Here is a 23,835-nt window from a genome sequence, read left to right on the forward strand (position 1 = left end):
GACTCGGTTTCAGAGAGCCACGCCGAGGACGGGTGCCGCGCCATACGCCCGCGGAGATGTGGGCGCTGCATCCAGAGACGGGAAAGCGTAGAGGGGAGAGCATGAGCCAGACATCCGACATCATCATTATTGGCGGCGGCATCGCCGGCATCGGCGCGGGGGCGCGCATTGCCGCAGATGCGAAGGTCACTGTCCTTGAGTCGGAAGAGGCCATCGGCTACCACGCAACGGGCCGTTCCGCGGCGATCTATATCCGCAATTACGGCAACGACACGCTGCGCGCGCTCAACGCAGCTTCCGAACCGGTGTTCAGGGAGCCGGAAGGCATCTCGGAAGAAAGTGTTCTGAGCCCGCGCGGCCTGCTTTATGTCGCCACCGAAGAGCATATCGGGGCACTCGACAAGATCCTTCAGGGTGCGACCGGCATGGAAAGCCTCAGCCCGGACGAGGCGATCACGCGCGTTCCCATTCTGAAACGCGAAAGCGTCGCAGCGGCAGCCATTGAGGAAGGGGCGCAGGACATTGATGTGGACCGCCTGCTTCAGGGCTTTGCAAAGATGCTGCGCCATCGTGGTGGCAGCATTGTCAACAAGGCGCCTGTGAGCGCCATTTCACGCGCAAACGGCACGTGGACACTGGAAACGCCGCAGGGGTCCTTTTCCGCCCCCGTCATCGTGAACGCCGCCGGCGCCTGGGCCGACGAGATCGCCAGACTTGCCGGCGTCCAGCCGCTTGGGCTGACGCCGATGCGCCGTTCGGCGGTAATCCTGCCCGCGCCGGACGGGCATGATGTGACGGGCTGGCCGCTGTTCGGCTGTGCCGGTGAAGGCTGGTACGCAAAACCCGATGCGGGCAAGCTTATGGTTTCGCCGGCGGACGAAGACCCGTCCGAACCCTTCGACGCCTGGCCCGATGACATGGTGCTGGCGGAAGGCCTGCACCGTTTCGAACAGGCCGTGACCGTGCCCGTCACACGCATCGAGCGGAGCTGGGCGGGGCTGCGCAGCTTCTTCCCCGACCGCACACCTGCCGTCGGCTTCGCGCCGGATGCGGAGGGCTTCTTCTGGCTCGCCGGCCAGGGCGGGTATGGCGTGCAGACCTCCCCCGCTCTCTCAGCGCTGGCAGCCGATCTTTGTGCGGGGCGGACATCCGCCCTGCCCCAAACCGTGGTGCAGGCCCTTGCACCGAACCGTCTCATCAAGTCCTGAAAGGAAAATCAATGTCCGAGATCAAACGCGTCGACACCGGCACCCGCATGAGCCAGGCCGTCATCCACAACGGCACCATCTATCTGGCTGGTCAGGTCGGTACGCCGGGTGAGAGCGTGGCCACGCAGACCAAAGACATTCTCAAGAAGATCGATGCGCTTCTGGAGCAGAATGGTTCCGACAAGACCCGCATCCTTCAGGCAACCATCTGGCTTGCCGACATGAAGGATTTCGCCGAGATGAACGAAGTCTGGGACGCCTGGGTCGCGCCCGGCCACGCACCGGCCCGCGCCTGTGGCGAGTCCGCGCTGGCAACACCCGACTACACGGTCGAGATCATCGTCATCGCCGCTGCCGGCTGATCACGCCGCGCGCTTGACCGGTATCACCGGCTCCTGGCTCGCCCCCGAGGCGAGCCGGACAAGAACGAACCCTAGCACACCAGTTGTCAGGAAACCGGACGCCAGCGGCATGGGCGTCTGGTTGTAGAATGCGCCAAAGGCCACGGCAAAGATCACGGCCACGAGGCTCGATCCGGAGGCAATAAGCGAGGCGCCGAGCCCTGCCAGCTGCCCAAGAGACTGCATCGCCATGGCATTGAGATTGCCAAACAGGATGCCGATGCAGAAGAAGATCACAAAACCCATTGCCATGAAGGCCACAAAGGGTGGCCTCCCCTCATAGACAAGTGACACGGAAAGCAGGCCAAGGCCGAGGATGACAAGGCCCAGCAGGGCTCCCTCGCACATCGCCTGCATTCCGAAGCGGCGCACCACCTGGGCGTTGACGATGGAGGCAAGGCCGATGCCGGCGGCGAAGGCCGCGAAATAGGCGGGGAACATGGTGGAGACGCCATAAACATCGAAGAAGATGTCGGCAGCCGTGCTCAGATACTGGAGATGGGCACCGAAGACGAGGCCGGTCGCAACGATGAGCAGTGTCACACGCCGGCTGCGCAGGATGCGCGCGCCGTTCTGCACAAGCGTGGCCGGGTGAAATCGTATGCGGCTCTGCGGCGGAAGCGTTTCGGGCTGCCGTGCAACGAGCCAGATGCACAGAAGTACGGAAAGGGCCAGATAGACCGCAAAGATCGCCCGCCAGCCGGCGAATGCCAGCACAATCTGCCCCATGGCCGGCGCGAGCATCGGGACAAGGATAAAAAGCACGAACATGAAGGACATGATGCGCGCCATGGCCTCGCCTTCGAACTGGTCGCGGATCAGGGCGCGCGTGGCGATTTTCGGTCCCGCCACGCCAATGCCCTGCAGGATGCGACCGACAACGATCATGCCGACGCTTGTGGAAAGCATCGCCACCAGCGTGCCCACCATATAGAGACCAAGGCCGAGAACCAGAGCCCGCTTGCGCCCGATGGCATCGGAAATCGGCCCGAGGAACAGCTCGCCAAACACCATGCCGAAGATAAACAGGGACACGATGTGCTGCGTGGAGAGTGGCGGCTCCACATGCAGTTCCGTCTCGATGATCCGCAACGCGGGCAGCACGGCATCGATGCTGAGTGCGGTGAGCGATGTGAGAAACGCGTAAAGCGCGATGCGCTCGAACGAGATGGACCGGGTTTTCATCGGCAGGCCTGAACAATCAGATTGGCAGGGGACGGCGCTCTTCGATGGCCTCCATGGCGAAATAAGACGTGACGGATTCCAGCTCGACCTTCTGGATCAGACGCTGATAGACGGAATCGTAGCTTTCCATATCCGTGGTCACGATGCGCAGCATGTAATCATAGTCGCCGCCGATGCGGAAGAAGTCGACGATCTCGGGAATGCTGGAGACGTGCTGACGGAAGGTCTGCAGCCAGGTCGTGGAGTGATGGCGCGTCTTGACCATCACGAAAACCACAAGCCCCAGTCCCAGCTTGTTTCTGTCGACCTGCAGCGTGCGCCCACGGATGACGCCGCGTTCTTCCAGCGACTTCAGACGGCGCCAGCAGGCATTCTGGGAAAGGCCGACCTTCTCCGCCAGATCCCGTTGCGATAGGCTCGCATCGCGCTGAAGCACCCGCAATATCCGCCTGTCAAATTGATCGATTTTTTCACCCATAATCTATCATATGACCCATTTTCTCTCCGTATTCCATAATTTTATGTGAGAATGATAGACGATCACTGTGCGATCCTTTCGTCCTGTTCAATCTGACGGATCAAACCATGGCACGTGATGTTCTGAACGCCTTCAAGGAGAGCCTCAACCGCGACGACCTTGCCGAATATCTGCGTGCGGGCCTGATCGGCGAGAATGCGGTCATAGAGGGCCCCTGCGGGGAAAAGCCGCTGATCTACGCCGATTACGTCGCATCCGGCCGAGCGCTTGCGCAGGTGGAGGACTTCATCCGGGATGAGGTCCTGCCCTACTATGCGAACAGCCACACCGAGGCGTCCTATTGCGGTTCGTTCTCGACCCGCCTGCGTGAGGCGGCGCGCGCGGAGATTCACCGCATCGTCAAGGCCGACAAAGAAACAAGCGTTGTCTTTTCCGGATCAGGTGCCACCTCCGGCATCAACCGGCTGGTGCGGCTTCTGCAGATTGCCGAAACCATGGCGAAGGGTGGCCGGGTGGTGGTGTTCACCGGCCCCTATGAGCACCACTCCAACATTCTGCCCTGGCGCGAGAGCGGTGCGACGATCATCGCCATTCCGGAGACCGCATGTGGCGGCCCTGACATGGGAGCATTGAAGACGGCACTTGAAGCGAACGCCGACGCGGCGTTGAAGGTCGGCACGTTTTCTGCGGCCTCGAATGTCACCGGCATAACAACCGACACGGATGCGGTGACACGGCTGCTCAAGGCCCATGATGCACTCGCCATATGGGATTATGCGGGCGGTGCGCCCTATCTCGAAATCGACATGAAGCCGGGCACCGACTGTGCCAAAGATGCGGTGGTGATTTCGCCGCACAAGTTTCCCGGCGGGCCGGGTGCTTCGGGTCTTTTGATCCTGCGCAACGCCATCGCCCGTACCGCGCAGCCGACCATGCCCGGCGGTGGGTCGGTGACCTTCGTGTCGCCGTGGGCGCATGACTACTCGCGATCACTTTCGGCGCGCGAGGAGGCGGGCACCCCAAATGTGGTGGGCGACATCCGCGCTGCTCTCGTCCTGCTCGTCAAGGAAGCGCTGGGGCAGGATTTCATAGACCGCCGACATGAGGAACTGCGTACGCGGGCACTGGGCGTCTGGTCGCAAAACCCCTGCCTGCAACTTCTCGGCAACCCGGCAGCGCCGCGACTGCCGATCTTTTCGTTCCGCATTCTCTGCCCTGAAGGCAACACGCTGCACCATCAGCTCTTTACCCGGATGCTGAGCGATCTTCACGGCATCCAGGCGCGTGGCGGCTGCGCCTGTGCCGGCCCCTATGCGCATCACCTGCTCGGCATCGATGAACCGCAGTCGAATGCGCTTCTGCAGAGCATTCGAGACGGTCGAGAGATGGAGAAGCCCGGCTGGGTGCGGCTGAACCTCAGCTATCTCATGACGGATGAGAAGGCGGATTTCGTCATCAAGACCGTCGACCGGCTGGCGCGCGAGGCTGAACGCCATGCAAGCGCCTATGATTTCGACCCGGGCACGGCGCGGTTCCGTCACAAAGCGCTAGCCTGGCGGGCTGAGGCCGCCCCCCCTCAGAGGGCCTTCAAAACGTCGGCAAGCCGGGCGACACCACTCTCGGTGGTCATGAAGCCGGGGGAAAGCCTCAGGATCTGGCCGCGATGGTCCGCGTAGAGCTCGGCGGCCGCCAGTTGCGCGACCACCCTCGCAGGATCCTGCTTCTCCGGCAGGGCGAGCATCACGCTGCCACCCCTTTCGGCCTCGTCCAGCGGGCTTGCGAGGGAGAGGCCGATGTCCCGTGCCAGATCGGCAACAATCCCTGAGAGATGGCGGTTATGCTCCAGAAGCGCCGCCTGATCCTGCTGCGCGTGCCATCTCAGGGCTGGAAGCGAACCGGCGCAGGCAAGGATCGACGGGGTGCCGTTGTCGAAGCGGCGCGCATCCCGCGCATAGGAAAAGCTTTCGAGGTCCCATGAGAAGATATCGTCCTGGCTGAACCAGCCCCGCAGTTCCGGCCGGCACGCTGCCAGAAGCGGCTCCGCCACGTGGAGAACCCCCGCACCGGGTGTCGCACACAGCCATTTCAGGCTCGTCGAGATCGTGAAATCCACCGCCGGCCGCATAACATCAAACGGTAGCAGTCCGGCTGCCTGAGTGATGTCAACGCCAATCACGCTGCCCATTTTGCGGCCATGGGCGACGAGACGCTCCAGGTCGCAGCGGTGCGACGACGTGGAGGTCACATAGGTCAGAAGACACACTCCGACATCCGCGGACCAGGCCGCGATCACATCATCATCGCGCACCCAGTGCTCGCCGGGCCGGATCGGCACCGTATCAAGGGTGAAACCATAGCGCTGCGCCAGGCCGGACAGCAGAAAGTGCATGCTGGGGAAACAGTCGCCCGCGATCAGAACACGCCGCCCGCGCAGGTGCTCTGCCGGCAAGGCGCCGACGAGGCTGTTGAGCGCCGTGGTGACGTTCTCGCTCGTTGTGAGTGTGCCGTCCGGGGCGCCAATCAGCGCCGACCAGCGGTCAATGAACTCCTGCCGCAAGCCGAGAGCGCGGCCCCATTGTTCATTATCGCACTGTCCCCACCCGAACGAAAAATCCGACAGCGCCTCAGCCATTTCGGCGGCCTTGCCCGGATACATGCCGATCGAGTGATAGAGAAGATATCCGGAGCCATCCATGGTCCGTTTCTGTGCTGGCATATGATCCTCGTATGGAAACGGCGTCCGTCCGCAGGGACGCCGTCAAGAACTCGACTGGTTGCAGACGTCACTGTGGCTGCGGGACTGGCATTGCCTCGACGGTGCTCGTCCCCTGATCCGGGTCAACCCCGAACCAGGTCTTGTGGATCGCCGCCATCGTGCCGTCATTCTTCATTGCCGAAATCGCTTCGTTCGCTTTTTCCAGCAGGGGGTGATCTTTTCGGGTCATCATCGCAAAGCGCTCGCCGGTCGGGATGCGCACCAGTATCTTGAGGCCCGGGACCTGCGTCATCGCATACTGAAACCCGGCGATTTCACCGGCACCGCCCTCGAGGCGGCCCGCGCGCACGTCAAGCAGCAGATCCTGCTGCGCCGAGTAAGAACGAATGTCGGCAATTCCGTATTTCCCGGCATTCTCCTTCGCCCATGCTTCACCCGTGGTTGCGGCCACGACGCCAATGGTCTTGCCGTCGAGTTCCTCCAGCGCAGTGACCTTCGAATCCTCACGACCAACGATGGTGCCATCGCTGTCGTAGTAGGGCTGGGTGAAAGACTGGTTCTGCAAGCGCTCATTGGTGATCGAGATCGACGATATGGCGAAATCGATCCGCCCTGAGCTCGTGGCCGCGAAGAGCGCCTGAAAGCCCAGGTCCTGGAACGCAATCTCCATGCCCAGACGCCTGGCAACCTCCCGCGCGACGTCCACCTCGAAACCCTCAAAGGCACCAGTCTCGGTCTTGTACTCCCATGGCGGGTTTGCAGGATAAGCCCCCACCGTGATGGTTTCGGCGTGTGCAGTCGACACGACCGACAATGCGGCAAGCGCCATGGACAGAGCAAATGTACGGATCTTCATGATCAACCTCCTCCCATCATTCCGAACCCCTTCCCTACCTGGTTCAGAAAATTATTTGATCACATGATCATTTATGGGACTGGAGATCAATGGGTATTTGAAGCTTAAAATCACCATGCTGCGCAGGGCATCTCGCTGCGCGGTGGAAACCAATAAAAAAGGCGGCCGAAATGCCGCCTTGCCGGGTGTTCCTGCAGCTTGACAGAAAAGCCGCTTATTCCTGCTTTGGAAGGTTGTTGGCGCGTCTGGCCATTTCCGCCTCGTTGGTCGGCTGCTCGGTGAAACCCTCGATGTCGGAAACCTCCTCGACATCGCGCTCAATTTCCATCGGGCTTGCCACATAGGCGGTTGCCAACTCCGCGACCGAACGCAGGGCATGGACGTGAATGCGCTCATAGCCGTGCGAGGCGTCGATACCGAAGGCGATCAGGGCCGTGCGCACATCGTGCCCGGCCTCAATCGCCGATGCGGAATCGGAACGGTAATAACGGAACACATCCTTCTGGTAGCGAATGTCCTCCTCACGCACAGCTCCACGAGCTTCTTCGTCAGGTGATAGTCGAACGGACCTGCCTGATCGGCCATGGCGATGGTGACCCCGAACTCCGTGGAGTTCTGTCCAGGCGCCGTGGTGCCGTTGTCGATGGTCACCATGGAAGCGATTTCCGGGGTGACGATCGAGGCGGCGCCCACTCCCACTTCTTCAGCGATGGTGAAAAGCCAGTGTGTGTCGACCGGCAGTGTCACTTCATTGCTGAGAAGTGATTCCAGCGCTGCCAGGGCGATGGCAACGCCGGCCTTGTCATCCAGATGCCGCGAAACGATGAAGCCGTTTTCAAGGAATTCCGGCTGCGGGTCGACGGCAACGAAATCGCCGACATCTATGCCTAAATTGTGCGCGTCTGCGCGATCCCAGCACATGGCATCAACGCGCAGTTCCACAAAATTCCAGCCCACCGGCATTGTGTCGACATCGTCATTGAACGTATGGCCGGACGCCTTGAGTGGTAAAATGGTGCCGCGATAGGCGCCCTTCTCCGTATAGAGCGTCGCCCGTGCGCCCTCGGCGAAGCGCGCTGACCAGTGACCGATCGGCACGAGCTCGAAACGCCCGTTGTCCTTGATGTATTTGACCTGTGCGCCGAGCGTGTCGAGATGCGTGATGATGGCGCGTGCGCCCTCACGGCGGCCACCGCGCACAACGGCCCGAATGGCGCCGCGCCGTGTGAGTTCGGGCTCCAGCCCGAGCCGCTCAAGCTCAGTCGTCACATGCCTGACGATCGTATCGGTGTAGCCGGTGGGACTGTCGATCGCCAGCAGCGCCTTGAGCTGGTCGACCAGATAGGAAACGTCGATCTTCAGTCGTGACATGCATTCCCTTTGGATTGCTCGATTGCGGATGCCGCCCGGGGTGAGGACCTATGCCCTGGGAGCCAGTGCCCTTTCCGCCGATTTCACGCCGGAGCGCGGGAAAAGCAGGTCGACGAAGCGTTCGGCGGTCGGTTGCGGTTCATGGTTCGCAAGGCCTGGCCGTTCATTGGCTTCTATAAAGACATAATCCGGCTGGCCGGGCGACCGGACCATAAGGTCAATGCCGACAACCGGAATGTCAATGGCACGCGCTGCGGTACAGGCTGCCTTCACCAGATCCGGATGCACCTTTTCCGTAACGTCGTGAATGGAACCGCCAGTGTGGAGGTTTGCCGTCTTGCGCACCACGACCTCCTCGCCTTCCGGCAGCACACTCGACAGTTCATACCCGAGAGCGGCAACGCAACGCCGGGTCTCGTCATCAATGGGGATCCGGCTTTCGCCGCCCGTTGCGGCAGCGCGCCGGCGCGACTGTTTTTCGATCAGTTCCCCGATGGTCTTGTGACCGTCGCCCACCACGCGCGGCGCACGACGCACAGCCGCCGCTACGAGGCGATAGTCGATCACGACCAGGCGCAGATCCTCGCCTTCAAAGCAGGCCTCCACCAGAACGCGGTCGGAAAGCTCACGGGCGATACGTATGGCGTTCTTCATCTCGTCCAGCGTTTCAAGACCAACGGCAACGCCCTTGCCCTGCTCGCCGCGTGCCGGTTTCACCACGACGCGCCCATGCTTCTTCAGGAATGCGCCAAGGGCCCCGTCGTCATCAACTGCTTCCATCTGCTCCGGCACAATCAGCCCTGCGCGCTCCACCACACGGCGCGTGACCGCCTTGTCATCACAGATCGACATGGCGACCGCCGAGGTCAGTTCAGAGAGGCTTTCGCGGCAGTGAATCGAGCGGCCACCAAACGACAGGCGGAAAAACCCGCCTTCGGCATCCGTCACATCCACCGCCACGCCGCGCCGGTGAGCCTCATCCACAATCAACCGCGCATAGGGGTTGAGAAGGTCGAAATCCGCGGGCGGATGGGTGAAGAGATTTTCGTTGATGGGGTTCTTCCGCTTGACGGCGAACACCGGAACGCGATGGAAGCCGAGCTTCTCATAAAGCGCAATGGCCTGATCATTGTCATGCATGACCGAGAGATCCATGAAGCCCGCGCCACGGGCGGCAAAATGCTCGGCCAGCCGCCGCACCAGCATCTCGCCCACCCCTGCGTGACGGCATTGCGGATCGACCGCGAGGCACCAGAGGGAGGAGCCGTTCTCGGCGTCCTGAAACACGCGGCGATGATCGACCCCGGTTACCGTGCCAAGAATATCGCCGGTCTGGTCGTCCTCGGCGACGAAATAGGTGACGGCGCGGCTGTCTCGGTTGGTCCAGAAAAAGTCCGGGCGCACGGTGACCATGCCTCGGCTCTGATAGATGGCGTTGACGGCGTTTGCGTCCGCCTCCGAGGTCAGCCGCCGGATAAAAAAGCCGCGTGGCTGACGCCGGCTCGGGCGATAGGTCGCAAGATCGAGCCGGTAGGTGTGCGACGGGTCAAGAAAGAGTTCCTGCGGCGCCATGGACAGAAGCACATGCGGGTCGCGGATATAAAAGGCGATGTCGCGCCGGGCCGGGCCCTCGTCCCGCAGGCACCGGCAAGTTCTTCATTCGTCTCGAAGGTCTGGGCGAAGAGAAGCCGCCCCCAGCCGAGTTCAAGAGAGACGGACCGGTCCTGCTGTTCAGCCGATTGATCGACCGGGGGGCTGGTCGGCTTCATGGTCTCGCTGCGCAGGCGCTTCAGGCGGTAGCCGAGCGCCTTGTCGCTGCGCCCGCGCGAGGCGCGCAAAGCCACATCCTCTTTCTTGGCCATCGGTCATACCCCGTGGGTTTGCAGCCAGAGTTCGAGCAGCCCTACCTGCCAGAGTTCGGAGCCACGCAGCGGCGTGATGTGATCGGCCGGCGCGGCGTAGAGCGTGTCCAGATACTCCTGGCGGAAGAGGCCGCGTTCACGGGCGGATTGCGAGGACAGTGCATCGCGCACCATATCGAGATAGGGCCCATCGACATATTTGAGCTGCGGCACCGGGAAATAGCCCTTCTTCCGGTCGATCACCTCATGCGGGACCACCTGCCTTGCGACTTCCTTCAGCACGCCCTTGCCACCCTGTTTGAGCTTTTCCTCGGGCGGGATGCGGGCGGCAAGCTCCACCAGCTCATGATCGAGGAACGGCACCCGCGCCTCAAGCCCCCAGGCCATGGTCATGTTGTCCACCCGCTTGACCGGGTCATCCACGAGCATGACGGTGGAATCGAGCCTCAGCGCCGCGTCGACCGGCGTGTCGGCGCCTGCCCGTGTGAGGTGAGCCGCCACCAGTTCGCGGCTCGCATCGCGGTCGGCGATCCATTCGGGCGCGAGCTGTCTGGTCAGCGTTTCGTGCGACCGGTCGAAGAAGACCTTCGCATAGTCACCCACCACATCGTTGGAATTCATCAGCGGCGGATACCAGTGATAGCCACCGAAAATCTCGTCGGCGCCCTGCCCCGACTGCACGACCTTGATGTGTTTCGAGACTTCCTTGGAGAGGAGATAAAAACCGACATTGTCGTAGGAGACCATTGGCTCCGACATGGCAGCGAACGTGCCGGGAAGCGCATCCATCAAATCGGCCGAGGGCACGAAGATCTTGTGATGATCGGTGCCGAATTCTTTCGCGATCAGATCGGAATAGACGAATTCGTCACCCTTTTCGCCATTGGCCTCCTCGAAACCGACGGAGAAGGTCATGAGACCCTTCTGGCCGGCCTCGGCGAGAAGCCCGACGATGAGGCTGGAATCCACACCTCCAGAAAGCAGGACGCCCACCGGCACGTCGGCCACCATGCGGCGTTTGACGGCGAGACGCAGCGCTTCCAGCGTGCGGTCACGCCATTCTTCGGGAGAAAGAGGGGCCGTATCGGGATCGCGCGCGAAGGGCGGATCCCAGTAGATCCGATCCCGCTGACTGCCATCGGCTTCGATGATCCGGATGGTGGCAGGCGGCAGCTTCTTCACGCCGTTCAGGATGGTGCGCGGTGGGGGGACGACCGCGTGGAACGTCATGTAGTGATGCAGTGCGTGGCGGTCGATGGACGTGTCCACCTCACCCACCGCCAGCAGGGACGGCAGGGACGATGCGAACCGAATGCGCTCCGGCGTCTCCGCCAGGTAAAGCGGCTTGATGCCAAACCGGTCGCGCGCCATTACCACACGGCCCGTTTCACGCTCGCGCAGCACGAAGGCAAACATGCCATGGAAGCGGGTCACACATTCCTCACCCCAGGCATGCCAGGCTTTCAGAATGACTTCGGTGTCGCCGGTGGAGAAGAAGCGGTAGCCCCTGCCCTCCAGTTCCGCACGCAGCTCGGGATAATTGTAGATGCAGCCGTTGAAGGCGATGGTGAGCCCAAGCTCCGCATCCTCCATCGGCTGGCGTGCCTTTTCCGACAGGTCAATGATTTTCAGCCGCCGATGCCCGAAGGCCGCGCTGCCATGAATGACGGCGCCCGCGCCATCAGGCCCGCGCGGCGCAAGACAGTCCATCATTTTCGAAAGAGCGACAGGTGAGGCAGGGCGGCCATCAAGCCGCAGTTCTCCGCAGATTCCGCACATGGATAGCGATCGATCCCTTGTTCGTCGTTGCGTCGGAGCGTATTTTAGTTATAGTTATAACTATTAGATGTCAAATTAATGGCGTCAGCATGAGCTTTGAGACGACAACTGACAAGGTCACCAACAGGTTCCGCGACGATGAGTTACGGGGCGTGGAAAAATGCATCCGCCGGATCGTCCGTGCCAACGATGTGCAGTCCCGGGCGCTTGCAAAGCAGATCGGGCTCACGGCGCCGCAGCTCATTACCCTCAAGGCGATTGCCGCACTTGGAGAGGTCACGACCACTGTCCTGTCTGCCCATATCGATCTGAGCGCTGCGACCGTGATCACCATTCTCGACAATCTGGAAGCACGGCAACTGGTCGAGCGCTACCGCTCACGCAACGATCGCCGCGTGGTCCATACCCGCCTCACGCCCGAAGGTGCCGCGCTGTTGACGCGGGCGCCGGAACCGATGGGCGACGCCTTCGCCCGGCGTTTCGCAGACCTTTCTCCAGAGCGCCGCAGCCAACTCATCCTGGCCCTGACAGCCATTGCCGACATGATGGCACCGGGCGAGGGCCTGCCGAAAGACACGCTTCCGCACTGACCAGGTCTGCCCTCTCGGATCGAATTTGATCGAGCGCAAGGCGATGTCACGCAGACGTGTCAATTTGCCCGAAACACGCAATGGACGCAGACGGGGTGCGCGACTATGATCGCGCCGCACAGCAGGAAGGTTCAATGAATTACCAGCGTTTTTTCTCAGAAGCGATCGATCAACTTCACGCTGAACGCCGCTATCGCGTCTTCGCAGATCTCGAGCGGATCGTCGGCGCGTTTCCGCGCGCGCTATGGCGTTCCGGTGAAGAGACGCGTGAAATTACCGTCTGGTGCTCGAACGACTATCTGGGCATGGGCCAGCACGAGAGCGTGATTTCGGCCATGCAGAAGGCGGCCGGCTCAATGGGCGCAGGTGCCGGCGGCACGCGCAATATTTCCGGCACCAATCACCCGCTTGTGGAGCTCGAAGCCGAGCTTGCCGACCTGCACGGAAAGGAGGCCGGCCTCGTCTTCACATCGGGTTTCATCTCCAATGAAGCCTCCATCTCCACCATCGCCCGCCTCCTTCCCAACTGCCTGGTTCTTTCCGACGAGCTGAACCATGCCTCGATGATCGAGGGCGTGCGCCGCTCGGGCGCGGAGAAGAAAATCTTCCGGCACAACGATGTTGCGCATCTGGAAAGCCTGCTCAGGGATGCAGACCCCGGTCGGGCAAAACTGATCGTTTTCGAATCCGTCTACTCCATGGACGGCGATATCGCGCCCATCGAGGCGATTGCCGATCTCGCCGACAAGTATAATGCGATGACCTATATCGACGAGGTTCACGCTGTCGGCATGTATGGCGCACGGGGCGGTGGCATCACCGAGCGCGACGGCCTTGCGCATCGCATGGATGTTATCGAGGGCACGCTGGCCAAGGGCTTTGGCGTGATCGGCGGCTATATTACCGGCTCAACCGCCGTTATCGACGCGGTGCGCTCCTACGCGTCCGGGTTCATATTCACGACCGCCCTGCCACCGGCCATCGCGGCTGCGGCCACCGCATCGATCCGCCACCTGAAGACTTCCTCGGTCGAGCGTGAAGCGCAGCAGCGCCAGGCCCAGCAGGCCAAGGACAAGCTTCTTGCAGCCGGTCTGCCGGTGATGCCGTCGCAGACCCACATCGTTCCGCTGCTCGTGGGCGATCCCGAACTGTGCAAGCAGGCCACGGATCGTCTGCTCGAAAAGCACGGGATCTACATCCAGCCGATCAACTATCCGACCGTGCCACGCGGCACGGAGCGGCTGCGCATCACGCCGACGCCGTACCATGACGACGCGCTGATCGACACATTGCGCGACGCGCTTCTCGAAACCTGGGAAGCGCTCGGCATTCCCTTCAACGAAGCGGACCAGCCACAGCTGGCGAAATCCGAGCGGGTGGTGTCTCTTCTGGTTCCCAAGTCCGGCGGCTGACTTCTTTTTCCAAGCATAAACAATGAGAACGCCGCGAGATACCTTCTCGGCGGCGTTTTCGGATTTTTCCGGTGTTTTTCGATAAAAAGGCGAAAAAGCCTTATTTTTTCGACAAAAGGTCGCGGATTTCGGTGAGAAGCTGAACATCGGCCGGCGGGGCTTCGGGCTCTGCCGGCTTTTCGGCTTCCTTGCGGCGCAGCGCGTTCACGCCCTTCACCATGAGGAAAATGATCCATGCCAGAATCAGGAAGTTGACGACCACGGTCAGGAAGTTGCCGTAGGCGAACACCGCCCCCTGCTCCCGCGCAGCTTCCAGCGTCGTTGCGGTCACGGTGGACGAAAGCGGCATGAAATAGTTCGAAAAATCGAAACCGCCGAAGATGGCGCCGATGACCGGCATGATAATGTCATCGGTCAAAGATTTCACAATAAGACCGAACGCGCCGCCGATGATCACGCCGACCGCGAGGTCCATCACATTGCCCCGTGCAATGAACTCCCGAAATTCTTTCATCATAAGGGTATCTCCCCAATCTAGAGCGTTGTCGCCTTTCGTTGAATCGCGAAAGCGCTCTACCTTGTTGTTTTGCGCAATTCCGGACGGAAAACCGGTTCCCACTTTTCCTGGAATTGCCCTGGCTGCAACCCCGGCGACTCAAAGGCCACCAGCACGTGCACAATAGCAGTGCCACAAGTGAGAAGCGCAACAAAAACCGTTCTTTTGACTTCACAGGGCTCATTGGCCGAAAGAAGCATTGGACACACCACCGGGCCTGTGTTTGCCTTTTGGCGTGCCCCGTGAGGAGGAGAATCGCGACCGGTGCAGGGCTGGGTCATCGCAATCATAGCCGTCGCTTACGTGACGCTGCTCTTCTTCATAGCGAGCGTCGGCGACAATCGCGCCGCCCGCCAGGGAGGGCTCGGCTCGCGCCCATATATCTATGCGCTCAGCCTTGCGATCTATTGCACGTCATGGACCTTCTTCGGCTCGGTGGGTCTGGCCTCCGAGCGCGGGCTGGAATTTCTGGCCATCTATATCGGCCCGGTGCTGGTTTTCCTGTTCGGCTTCCCGATCCTCAAGCGCATCATCCGGCTCGCCAAATCCGAGAAGATCACCTCGATCGCCGACTTCCTTGCCGCCCGCTATGGCAAGAGTTTTGCTGTCGCATCCGTGGCCACGCTCATCGCGACGTTTGGTACCGTTCCGTATATTGCCCTGCAGTTGAAAGCGATCTCCGATTCCGTCAGCCTCATGGTCACGCATTATGACGGCGCGCCGCCCGTGATCGATTTCTTCGTCGGCGACATGGCATTGATCGTCACCTTTCTGCTGGCAATCTTTGCCGTTCTCTTCGGCACCCGTCACGCCGATGCCACGGAGCATCAGGAGGGTCTGGTTCTGGCCGTTGCCGTGGAGACGGTGGTGAAACTAGCGGCCTTCCTCGCAGTCGGCATCGCCATCACCTATTTCTTCTTCGCGGGACCGCTGGATCTGGCACGCGCCGTAAGCAGCCTTCCGGAAGTGCAAAAGGCCTACACCTATCCCACGTCGCTTGCGACCTGGATTGTGATGACGACGCTGAGCGCTTTCGCCATCATCATGCTACCGCGGCAGTTCTACGTCACCATCGTGGAAAACCGCAGCACCACGGAACTCGAGACCGCAAGCTGGCTCTTTCCGCTCTACCTGGTGCTGATCAACCTTTTCGTGATTCCGATTGCCTTTGCCGGTCTGGCGCTCGTCGGCGACAAAGCCAATTCCGACCTCTACGTGCTCGCCCTGCCGCTGCTCGCCGGGCATGATCTTCTTGCCCTGGTCGCCTTCATCGGCGGGCTTTCGGCCGCCACCGCCATGGTCATCGTCGCCAGTGTGGCGCTTTCGATCATGATCTCGAACGACCTGGTGATCCCGCTTTTTCTGCGCCGCCTGCTGCGCCCCGACCACCGCGAGAAGAACGACTGGTCGTCAAGCATTCTCAACGTCCGCCGCGCCGCCATCTTCATCATCCTTTTCACCGCGTTTCTTTATTACCGCGAGACCACGCACAACACCCGGCTGGCCGCCATCGGCCTCATCTCCTTTGCAGCCATCGCCCAGTTCGCGCCGGCCTTCTTCGGCGGGCTGATCTGGCGAGGTGCGAATGCGCGGGGCGCGCTGCTCGGCATGGGAGCGGGATTTGCCCTGTGGGGCTACACGCTTCTGTTTCCTTCGCTAGCCCCGCAAGGGACCAGCATCATCACGGACGGTCTCTTCGGCCTGCCGGCACTCAGGCCGCAGGCGCTTTTCGGCACCGTGGCCGAGCCGCTCAATCATGGTGTTCTGTGGAGCCTTGCCGTCAACACGCTGTTCTTCGTGCTGGGCTCGCTTTCGCGCGCGGCACAGCCGCTCGAACGCATCCAGGCGGCGATCTTCGTGCCCCGCGACACGGGCCCCATCCCGACCCTGCGCCGGTTTCGCACGGCGGTCACGGTCAACGACCTCAAAGACACGATCTCGCGCTATCTGGGTGCGGAACGCACAGAACGCTCCTTTGCCACTTTCGAGGCGACACATGGCGTCCGTCTCAACGGCAACGACCAGACCGGCATCGCCCTGGTGCGCTTTTCCGAACAATTGCTTGCCAGTGCGGTGGGTTCGTCTTCCTCACGGCTCATTCTTTCGCTGCTCTTCCAGCGCAATGACCGCTCACCGCGCGACGCGCTCAGACTGCTCGACGACGCTTCCATGGCGCTGCAGCACAATCGCGACCTGTTGCAGACCGCGCTCGACCAGATGGAAGAAGGCGTGACCGTGTTCGACCGCGACTTCCAGCTCATCTGCTGGAACCGGCAGTACAGAACGCTCTTCAACCTGCCGGACGAAATGGGCCAGGTTGGCGTCTCGCTCGACCGGTTCGTCGATCTGCTCGCAGTGCGCGGGGAAATTCCCGTCGACGCCTATACGGTGACACTCAACCGTTTCACCGACTTCGGAATGCCCTGGGAAATCAGGCTGCGAAAGAGCGGGCGCATCATCGAACTGCGTACCAACCCCATGCCCGACGGTGGCATCGTTGCCACCTACACCGACATCACACCGCGTGTGGAGGCGGACATCGCCCTGAAGCGCATCAACGAAACACTGGAACAGCGCGTGGCCGACCGCACAGCGGAGCTGATGCGGGTCAATGAGGAGCTGGCACAGGCGCAGGTGATCGCCGAAGAAGCCAATCTCGGGAAAACACGTTTTCTGGCGGCGGCCGGCCACGACATTCTCCAGCCGCTCAATGCGGCCCGGCTCTACTGTTCATCGCTAATGGAACGCGCCGATGGCGGAGAGACCCGCGAGTATGTCAGTAACATCGAGTCCTCGCTCGATTCCGTGGAAACGATCCTCGGGGCCGTGCTCGACATTTCGCGTCTGGACACCGGTGCGCTGAAACCCTCAGCCAGTGTCTTCAGGCTCGATGGTCTGCTGCGCCAGCTGAGCACGGATTTCATGCCACTGGCCGAGGAAAAGGGGCTGGAGCTGACCATCGTCCCCTCGACGCTCACCGTGAACACGGACCGCAACCTGCTGCGGCGCCTCGTTCAGAACCTTGTCTCCAATGCGATCAAGTACACGCCGAGCGGCCGCGTGCTTGTGGGTGTGCGGCGGCGTGGCACGCTTCTCGAACTGCAGGTCATCGACACGGGTATCGGCATTGCGCCCGACAAGCTGAATACGGTGTTCCGCGAGTTCACCCGGCTGGAGGAAGGCGTGCGGCAGGCTCAGGGGCTGGGCCTTGGTCTCTCGATTGTCGACCGCATCGCGCGGGTTCTGAACATGGAAATACGTCTCGATTCCGAAGTTCACGGCGGCACGCGCTTCTCCGTCATCATCCCGACAAGCTCCACCCCTGCGAGGGAGGTCGAGAGGCCCGCGCGCCCTTCGGCGGTCCAGCAGACCATGCTGGAGGGATTGCGTGTGTTGTGTATCGACAACGATCCGCGCATTCTCGACGGGATGCGCCGGCTTCTGGAAGGGTGGGGCTGCGCCGTTTCGACGGCGACCGGATCGGCCACCCTGCCCGATTTTTCGGGCGGAGCGCCCAACATCATCCTGGCCGATTATCATCTCGACAACGAAGTGGGGCTCGATGTGATCGCCGCATTGCGGGCGCGCTATGGAGAAACGATACCGGCAATCCTGATCACCGCCGACCGTTCCAACGAAGTGCGCGCCGAGGCGGAGGCGCTGACGGCCATGGTGCTGAACAAGCCTCTGCGCCCGGCATCGCTGCGCACATTGCTGATGCGCTGCCGCCAGATGCTCGCGACAGCGGAATAGGCAGGAAGAGCAGTACCGGCGACGGCTTCAGCTTTCCGTGGCGATGGTGTCGGCCCCGATTTTCGACAGGCGGATCACGGCCTGGGTGCGACTGTCTACATCGAGCTTCTGCAACACCGCGGAGACATGCGCCTTGATGGTTGCTTCCGAGACGTTGGGCTCGTAGGCGATCTGCTTGTTCAGCAGCCCTTCCGCCAGCATGCTCAGCACCCTGGTCTGTTGCGGCGTAAGGGTTTGCAGCCGGCGGATGAGATCGGCAATCTCCGGATCGGCCTCGGCGCCCAGATCGATATCGGCGGGCGTATAGATACCGCCATCAAGGATGGCCTGAACCGCCGTTCGAATCTCGTCCATGCCTGACGATTTCGAGATGAAACCGGATGCGCCCAGTTCCAGCGCCCGCCTGATGGTTTCCGGATCGTCGTGAGCCGACACTACGACGATCGGCACTGCAGGGTTCATTCCGCGAAGCGCAATCAACCCCGACAGACCACTGACGCCCGGCATGGAAAGATCGAGCAAAACAAGATCGATACTCTCGTCGACCAGCGCTTTCGCGCCTTCAAAGTCGCCTGCCTCCAGTATCCTGCATGCATCGTCGAGTCCGGAAAGAGCGCCCTTCAACGCTCCCCTGAACAGAGGATGGTCGTCGGCGACCAGAAATCTATAGCCCGATGCCAAAAGTCCCTCCCGCGCCTGCGGCATTATTGTCGTCTTCTTCCGTCGCAGGTTTCGGCGGCGATTATGCGGGGAATAGCCATCATTTCAAGCTCTGCCATAGCCAGACACTCCACCACTCGCCAAAACGCTCGCAGAAGATTTACTTGCCTGCCCCACATCTATGCCACAGACTCGCCGGGAGGGTGAAAACCCGTGAGCCTGCTATGGAGAAAATCCACAAGGTAGCCATGTTCTGCATCGGGCGCGCCGTGATGTTCGGCGCCTTTGCCATTGGCCTGGTGATGCTGAGCTTCTCATTCGATCTGGTGCTCGCTTTCAGCGCAGGCGCATTGATGACGCTGATCATGTCCGAGTTGTTGATACTGAAGGCCTATACGCTTGCGCGACAAAACCCCAGGAAGACAGAGGTCTGGATGCATCTGAACCCGAATGCGCGCCCGGTCGGCCGTTCGGGCGCAAAAGTGTTCATCGCCATCCTGAAAGACATCTATCTGCGCTTTGCTGTTCTCAGCCTGCAGGTTGGCTGCGGGTTCTTCGCCTTCTCAATGGTGCTGCGCGTGGTGCGCGCGATCACGTAGAGCGGTCCGCAGCCAGGCGCGGGCCCCCCGACGTCCGCGCAGATGTGAGAACGCTCTGACATGCTGCTTTTGCGCAGTTCCGGGCAGAAAGCCGGCTCCACATTTTCCGGAGTTGCTCAGGTCCGGTCAGGTGCGGGCGTATCGGGCGACGTGGTCTTTTCTTCCTTCTCGAAATCCTTCACGATTCCCATGAAACGGCGGAAGAAGCGCTCCATCAAACCCAGGGTCTGCTCGAACTCTTCCTCGGACGGCAGGTCCGATGCCGCTTCGGGAGATGCGCCTTCCAGCGCTTCGACCCGCTCCTCGAGGGTTTCAAGCCTGTCCTGAAGCGCGGCGATGTCTTCCTCATAGGCCGTGCGTTCATCGGCCGCCGGCGCACAGACGAGCTGTCCCGACCGCTCGCGGCAGATCGACATGGCACCGGTCTGGGTGTCCATGCGCACATAGCCTTCTTCCGTGCGCTCAAGCCGAAAGCGTTCGGCCTCCTGCGCCACGGCGTTCGCCGTCATGGACAGGAGGATCAGCGCTCCTGTCGCCGCGATTTTCTTGCGCATGGGTCTGCTCCGCGTTCATGCATCTGGTGATGGGATCATGCGCAAGGAATGCGCCATAATTGGGATAGACCGCAATCCCCCGAAAACGCCTTTTCGGGCCTTTCGCTGACACTGTATTGCAAGTATAGCCGCTGGCATGGTCCAACTGATCTATAAAATCTGTCCCCGCACGCTCTGGCAGGAAGCCGAGACCGCGGGGGTGTTCAATGGCGCGCCGATCGATCTCGCCGACGGCTATATTCATTTCTCCACGGCGGGGCAGGTCAAGGAGACAGCCGCCAGGCACTTTGCCGGGCAGGACGACCTGCTGCTCGTCGCCGTTGACGCCAATGCGCTCGGGAGCGCGCTGAAACACGAAGTCTCGCGCGGCGGCGCACTGTTTCCACACCTCTATGCCTCCCTGCCGCTCGATGCAGTCGCATGGGTGCAGCCCCTGCCGCTGGGCGCAGATGGCCTCCACCTTTTTCCAGAGCTATCAGAATGAAGTCGCTGCTCGACAGGATTGCGCGCCAGGCCCTTTTCCGGATGGATTCCGAACGCGCCCACAACCTTGCGATCATGGCCCTGAAAAGCCGTATGCCGCTGGCCCGGCCACCGCAGACAAGCAAACGTCTCAAAACCATAGTGGGCGGGATGGTGTTTCCCAACCCGCTCGGCATGGCAGCCGGCTTCGACAAGAATGCCGAGGCAGCGGACGGCCTGCTGCAGCTGGGCTTCGGCTTCGTGGAATGCGGCACCGTGACCCCGAAGCCGCAGGAGGGAAACCCCAAGCCGCGCCTTTTTCGGCTGGAGGAAGACAGCGCGCTCATCAACCGGATGGGTTTCAACAATGACGGCATCGTGGCGGTGCGCGAGCGCATCAGGAGCCGTGCCGGCAGGGGCGGAATTGTCGGCGTGAACATCGGCGCCAACAAGGACAGCACGGATCGCATTGCCGATTATGAGGCGGGCGTGCGTGCCTTTGGCGATATCGCGTCCTATCTTGCCATCAACATTTCCTCGCCCAACACGGCCGGGCTGAGATCGCTTCAGGATCGTGCAAACCTCGCCGAACTCCTTCACCGGGTGATCGAAACACGCAACGAAGTCGCCAGGCTGCGGCGTGCGCCAATCCCGCTTTTCCTGAAGATCGCACCTGACCTCACCGACGCTGCCCTGGCCGACATAGCCGACGAAGCGCTAGGCAAACGCATCGACGGGCTGATCGTCAGCAACACCACGCTTTCGAGAGCCGGCGTCACAAGCCGCCTGGCACACGAGACGGGCGGGCTCTCCGGCCAGCCTCTTTTTGAACGGTCGACGGTCATTCTTGCCAAGATGCGGCTGCTGGTCGGGCCGGCCATGCCGATTATCGGCGTTGGCGGGGTTTGCTCCACTGAAACGGCGCTGGAGAAGATCCGCGCCGGAGCCGATCTGGTGCAGATGTATAGTGGCCTGATCTTCGGCGGCACCTGCCTGCCCGGCAAGATTCTGGAAGAGATGAGTGCATTCGCACAGCGCGAGAACCTCTCTTCGCTGCGTCAGTTGCGCGACACCCGCGTGGACGAATGGGCTGCGCGCCACCTCGACTGACGTCTATTCAGCGAACGTTCTGCGCATTCGTGACGGCACAATGGCGAAAAGGCTGATGCCGCGAACGATCAGAAGAATGTGGAACGCCGCCCACAATCCATGATTGCCAAAACTTCTCGTCAAGAAGAACAGGCAAGCGAGATAGAGCGCGAAAGAAAGCAGCATCGTGTTGCGCATGTCGCGCGACCAGGTTGCGCCGATGAACACCCCATCCATCTGAAATGCCAGAACGCCAGAGATGGAGATCAGCGCCGCCCAGGGCAGAAAGGTGTTGGCGGCCGTTCGTACATCCTGTGCCGTGGTGATAAAAGCGATCAGCGCTTCGCCGGCCAAAAGCAGAAACAGCGACATGACAATGGCGAGCCCGAAGCCCCACGCCACCGTCAGCCTCAGGGAGCGGAGAAAGGCGGGGCGGTAATGCGCGCCCACGGCACGCCCTGCCAATTGCTCGGCAGCGGTGGCGGTTCCATCGAGAAAATATCCCGCGACCAGGAAAAAATTCATCAGGATCGCATTGGCAGCCAGAGTGACGGTACCAAACTGCGCGCCCTGCCTGGTGAAGAGCGCGAATGCAGCGAGAAGCGAGAAAGACCGGATCATGATGTCGCCATTCATGGCCACCATACGGACAATCCGTGGCGTGTCGAAGACCCGCCGCAGCGAAACGCGGGGCCCGCGCCGAAAACGCCAGGCCAGCACGGCGAACCCTGTGAGCATGCCGACAGCTTCGCCACCCACCGTGCCCCAGGCCACACCCTCGATGCCCCAGCCCAGCGACAGCGCGAGAAACATCGACAGCGCAATGTTCGTGCCGTTCAGGATGAACTGCAGCGCGAGCCCGAGCGCGCCTTCGCCCCTCCCGAGCACATATCCGAGAATTGCGTAGTTGATGAGCGAGACGGGGGCGGCGAGAATTCTGATCGAGACATAGGCACGCATGGCCGCCGCCACCTCCGGCTCGGCCCCCATGAAATACACACCGCCGGCAACCACGAACGGACCGAGCAACACAACGAGAAGACCGGCGGCCAGGGCAACCAGCAATGCCCGCCACAGAACCGCCTGTTCCTCCAGTGCGTTGCCCTGGCCATAGGCCTGCGCGACGAGACCGGTCGTGCCGGAGCGCAGAAAATTGAACGTGGTGAAGACCACGTCGAAGACGATGGCGCCCGCCGCCAGCCCGCCCAGCAGGGCCGCGTCGCCATACTGGCCGACAATGGCCGTATCGGCGATGCCCAGAAGCGGCGTCGTCAGATAGGCCAGCGTCATCGGCAGGGCGATCGACAGGACGAGACGGTTCGTCACCGTGAACGGATGCGATACGCGGTCTTGCGGCTGAGCATGATCCATGGAAATGCGCCCCGGGCCTAGCTAACGGCGATAGTTCAGGAGGCGCAGGATCAGAAAGGCCGGCACGACGATTGCCGCGCCAAGCAGGATATAGCTTGCGAAACGACCGAGCGCATCGAACCCCATGTTCCAGAGATGAACGACAGTGTCACGCAGCGCATGGATGATGTCGAATGGAGACCAGTTGAACGCGCTCATCACAAAGCCGACGATGAGTGAAACGATCAGCAGTTTGATGATGACGCGCAGCGGGCTGTCGCCGAGGAATCTGGTCAGTGCCGACACCGGAGTGTCCTTGATCTTGACCGCAAAGAGATACGCACCCGGACGCAGGTGCGCAAGCCTGGATGGGCGCCAAGAGGCTGGCCTTGGTCGGAGCATCTGGAGCGGGTAGCGGGAATCGAACCCGCGCGATCAGCTTGGGAAGCTGACAGGCTACCATTACATCATACCCGCGCAGCGCGCATTAATCCGCGACCCGGGCCCCGGCGTCAAGCGGGTTTGTGAGAGGGTGGTGCGGTTGTTGCTGGTTTTGGGGCGGGCGGATGATTGCCGGTCGCTCGACAAACTCTCGGAAGCCGCGCTTCATGCCAGTAGACGCCAGTCGACCGGGGGGGGGGCGCAGCCGTTTGAACCGAAATCAACTGCGCCCCGGAGATCACCTATATCAAGAACCGTGGGACTGATATCGAAGCATGTTGTCTTCAAGCGCCTGAAGCATCGGACTGCCGCAGCCACCGGCGTTTTCAATGAAGTTGCGGAAGCTCCCGGTCCAGCCAGCGCGCGGATAATCGAGTTGGTAAAGGGTGAGTTTCCGTTGGTGCCTATATTGGCACGCGCGTTTGACCGTGAACATGCGATCGAGCTGTTAGCCGCCGGCGCGGAATATCATGTGCGTGAAACCTTCGAAAGCGCACTTGTAATGGGGCGAGA

General features: G+C 61.4%; 20 protein-coding genes, 1 tRNA gene and 2 pseudogenes. 10 read left to right on the top strand and 13 right to left on the bottom strand.

Going from position 1 to position 23,835, the window contains the following annotated elements; all coding sequences use genetic code 11:
* The first annotated feature begins 101 nt into the window (after nt 1-101).
* Together JCM21793_RS06065 and JCM21793_RS06070 are read left to right on the top strand one after the other, a co-directional pair.
* The gene (locus tag JCM21793_RS06065) at nt 102-1,208 is read left to right on the top strand and encodes an NAD(P)/FAD-dependent oxidoreductase (protein WP_007009484.1); all 1,107 of its coding nucleotides are present in this window, start codon (nt 102-104) and stop codon (nt 1,206-1,208) included.
* Between the two features lie 11 nt (nt 1,209-1,219).
* On the top strand, nt 1,220-1,570 hold the full coding sequence (locus JCM21793_RS06070; RefSeq protein WP_007009485.1) for a RidA family protein: 351 nt from the start codon (nt 1,220-1,222) through the stop codon (nt 1,568-1,570).
* Here the strand turns inward: JCM21793_RS06070 and JCM21793_RS06075 are convergent, their stop codons facing one another.
* Both JCM21793_RS06075 and JCM21793_RS06080 read right to left on the bottom strand, forming a co-directional pair.
* The gene (locus tag JCM21793_RS06075) at nt 1,571-2,794 is read right to left on the bottom strand and encodes a multidrug effflux MFS transporter (RefSeq protein ID WP_036539764.1); all 1,224 of its coding nucleotides are present in this window, start codon (nt 2,792-2,794) and stop codon (nt 1,571-1,573) included.
* Nucleotides 2,795-2,810: 16 nt separating this feature from the next.
* Nucleotides 2,811-3,272, bottom strand: coding sequence for an Lrp/AsnC family transcriptional regulator (locus tag JCM21793_RS06080; protein ID WP_007009486.1), 462 nt, complete (start codon nt 3,270-3,272; stop codon nt 2,811-2,813).
* Between the two features lie 107 nt (nt 3,273-3,379).
* On the opposite strand from JCM21793_RS06080, the gene JCM21793_RS06085 reads away from it, so the two are divergent.
* The gene (locus JCM21793_RS06085) at nt 3,380-4,948 is read left to right on the top strand and encodes an aminotransferase class V-fold PLP-dependent enzyme (RefSeq protein ID WP_025029787.1); all 1,569 of its coding nucleotides are present in this window, start codon (nt 3,380-3,382) and stop codon (nt 4,946-4,948) included.
* Here the strand turns inward: JCM21793_RS06085 and JCM21793_RS06090 are convergent.
* Nucleotides 4,849-5,988 carry an aminotransferase class V-fold PLP-dependent enzyme gene (locus JCM21793_RS06090; RefSeq protein ID WP_244439679.1) on the bottom strand — a complete coding sequence of 380 codons (1,140 nt, stop codon included), beginning with the start codon at nt 5,986-5,988 and terminating at the stop codon, nt 4,849-4,851. The genes JCM21793_RS06085 and JCM21793_RS06090 overlap by 100 nt on opposite strands.
* Before the next feature lie 67 nt (nt 5,989-6,055).
* Nucleotides 6,056-6,844 (bottom strand): ABC transporter substrate-binding protein, encoded by a 789-nt coding sequence (locus JCM21793_RS06095; protein WP_025029789.1) that lies wholly within the window; start codon nt 6,842-6,844, stop codon nt 6,056-6,058.
* 73 nt (nt 6,845-6,917) lie between these two features.
* Here JCM21793_RS06095 and JCM21793_RS30880 point away from each other — a divergent pair, with 73 nt between their 5' ends.
* Nucleotides 6,918-7,046, top strand: a complete 129-nt coding sequence (locus JCM21793_RS30880; protein WP_280113497.1) for a hypothetical protein — start codon at nt 6,918-6,920, stop codon at nt 7,044-7,046.
* 12 nt (nt 7,047-7,058) lie between these two features.
* On the opposite strand, the pseudogene JCM21793_RS24440 reads toward JCM21793_RS30880, so the two are convergent.
* The 3 genes and pseudogenes from JCM21793_RS24440 to JCM21793_RS06110 form a co-directional block, all read right to left on the bottom strand.
* Nucleotides 7,059-8,215, bottom strand: a pseudogene (locus JCM21793_RS24440) (osmoprotectant NAGGN system M42 family peptidase).
* A 48-nt stretch (nt 8,216-8,263) separates the two neighbouring features.
* Nucleotides 8,264-10,077 (bottom strand): annotated as a pseudogene (ngg, locus tag JCM21793_RS24445) (N-acetylglutaminylglutamine synthetase).
* A gap of 3 nt (nt 10,078-10,080) precedes the next feature.
* Nucleotides 10,081-11,856, bottom strand: a complete 1,776-nt coding sequence (locus tag JCM21793_RS06110; RefSeq protein ID WP_025029790.1) for an N-acetylglutaminylglutamine amidotransferase — start codon at nt 11,854-11,856, stop codon at nt 10,081-10,083.
* 89 nt (nt 11,857-11,945) lie between these two features.
* Between JCM21793_RS06110 and JCM21793_RS06115 the strand changes: the two genes are divergently transcribed.
* Nucleotides 11,946-12,446 carry a MarR family winged helix-turn-helix transcriptional regulator gene (locus JCM21793_RS06115; RefSeq protein WP_007009493.1) on the top strand — a complete coding sequence of 167 codons (501 nt, stop codon included), beginning with the start codon at nt 11,946-11,948 and terminating at the stop codon, nt 12,444-12,446.
* A 134-nt stretch (nt 12,447-12,580) separates the two neighbouring features.
* Complete coding sequence (gene hemA / locus JCM21793_RS06120; protein ID WP_025029791.1) at nt 12,581-13,858, top strand: 5-aminolevulinate synthase; 1,278 nt, start codon at nt 12,581-12,583, stop codon at nt 13,856-13,858.
* Nucleotides 13,859-13,958: 100 nt separating this feature from the next.
* Here hemA and mscL read toward each other — a convergent pair whose 3' ends face one another.
* Entirely contained in the window at nt 13,959-14,375 is a 417-nt protein-coding gene (mscL, locus tag JCM21793_RS06125; protein WP_007009495.1) for a large conductance mechanosensitive channel protein MscL, read from the bottom strand.
* 303 nt (nt 14,376-14,678) lie between these two features.
* Between mscL and JCM21793_RS06130 the strand changes: the two genes are divergently transcribed.
* Nucleotides 14,679-18,167 (top strand): PAS domain-containing hybrid sensor histidine kinase/response regulator, encoded by a 3,489-nt coding sequence (locus JCM21793_RS06130; protein ID WP_025029792.1) that lies wholly within the window; start codon nt 14,679-14,681, stop codon nt 18,165-18,167.
* A 27-nt stretch (nt 18,168-18,194) separates the two neighbouring features.
* Here the strand turns inward: JCM21793_RS06130 and JCM21793_RS06135 are convergent, their stop codons facing one another.
* Complete coding sequence (locus tag JCM21793_RS06135) at nt 18,195-18,872, bottom strand: response regulator transcription factor (protein WP_244439680.1); 678 nt, start codon at nt 18,870-18,872, stop codon at nt 18,195-18,197.
* A gap of 179 nt (nt 18,873-19,051) precedes the next feature.
* Here JCM21793_RS06135 and JCM21793_RS06140 point away from each other — a divergent pair, with 179 nt between their 5' ends.
* Nucleotides 19,052-19,426, top strand: coding sequence for a hypothetical protein (locus JCM21793_RS06140; protein ID WP_007009498.1), 375 nt, complete (start codon nt 19,052-19,054; stop codon nt 19,424-19,426).
* Nucleotides 19,427-19,542: 116 nt separating this feature from the next.
* Here JCM21793_RS06140 and JCM21793_RS06145 read toward each other — a convergent pair whose 3' ends face one another.
* Nucleotides 19,543-19,980 carry a hypothetical protein gene (locus JCM21793_RS06145; protein WP_025029794.1) on the bottom strand — a complete coding sequence of 146 codons (438 nt, stop codon included), beginning with the start codon at nt 19,978-19,980 and terminating at the stop codon, nt 19,543-19,545.
* A 136-nt stretch (nt 19,981-20,116) separates the two neighbouring features.
* On the opposite strand from JCM21793_RS06145, the gene JCM21793_RS06150 reads away from it, so the two are divergent.
* Both JCM21793_RS06150 and JCM21793_RS06155 read left to right on the top strand, forming a co-directional pair.
* Nucleotides 20,117-20,464, top strand: coding sequence for a DUF952 domain-containing protein (locus JCM21793_RS06150; RefSeq protein ID WP_007009500.1), 348 nt, complete (start codon nt 20,117-20,119; stop codon nt 20,462-20,464).
* Nucleotides 20,461-21,552 carry a quinone-dependent dihydroorotate dehydrogenase gene (locus JCM21793_RS06155; RefSeq protein WP_025029795.1) on the top strand — a complete coding sequence of 364 codons (1,092 nt, stop codon included), beginning with the start codon at nt 20,461-20,463 and terminating at the stop codon, nt 21,550-21,552. The genes JCM21793_RS06150 and JCM21793_RS06155 overlap by 4 nt, the downstream gene beginning before the upstream one ends.
* A 3-nt stretch (nt 21,553-21,555) precedes the next feature.
* Here the strand turns inward: JCM21793_RS06155 and JCM21793_RS06160 are convergent, their stop codons facing one another.
* The 3 genes from JCM21793_RS06160 to JCM21793_RS06170 all read right to left on the bottom strand — a co-directional run bounded on the left by JCM21793_RS06160 (nt 21,556) and on the right by JCM21793_RS06170 (nt 23,358).
* The gene (locus tag JCM21793_RS06160) at nt 21,556-22,902 is read right to left on the bottom strand and encodes an MATE family efflux transporter (protein WP_025029796.1); all 1,347 of its coding nucleotides are present in this window, start codon (nt 22,900-22,902) and stop codon (nt 21,556-21,558) included.
* 21 nt (nt 22,903-22,923) lie between these two features.
* Nucleotides 22,924-23,187, bottom strand: coding sequence for a DUF6460 domain-containing protein (locus tag JCM21793_RS06165; protein ID WP_007009504.1), 264 nt, complete (start codon nt 23,185-23,187; stop codon nt 22,924-22,926).
* Nucleotides 23,188-23,284: 97 nt separating this feature from the next.
* Nucleotides 23,285-23,358: transfer RNA gene (locus JCM21793_RS06170), tRNA-Gly, on the bottom strand.
* Nucleotides 23,359-23,835 lie beyond the last annotated feature (477 nt).

Origin of the sequence: Nitratireductor aquibiodomus NL21 = JCM 21793, assembly GCF_000615975.1 — a bacterium.
GTDB lineage: Bacteria > Pseudomonadota > Alphaproteobacteria > Rhizobiales > Rhizobiaceae > Nitratireductor > Nitratireductor aquibiodomus.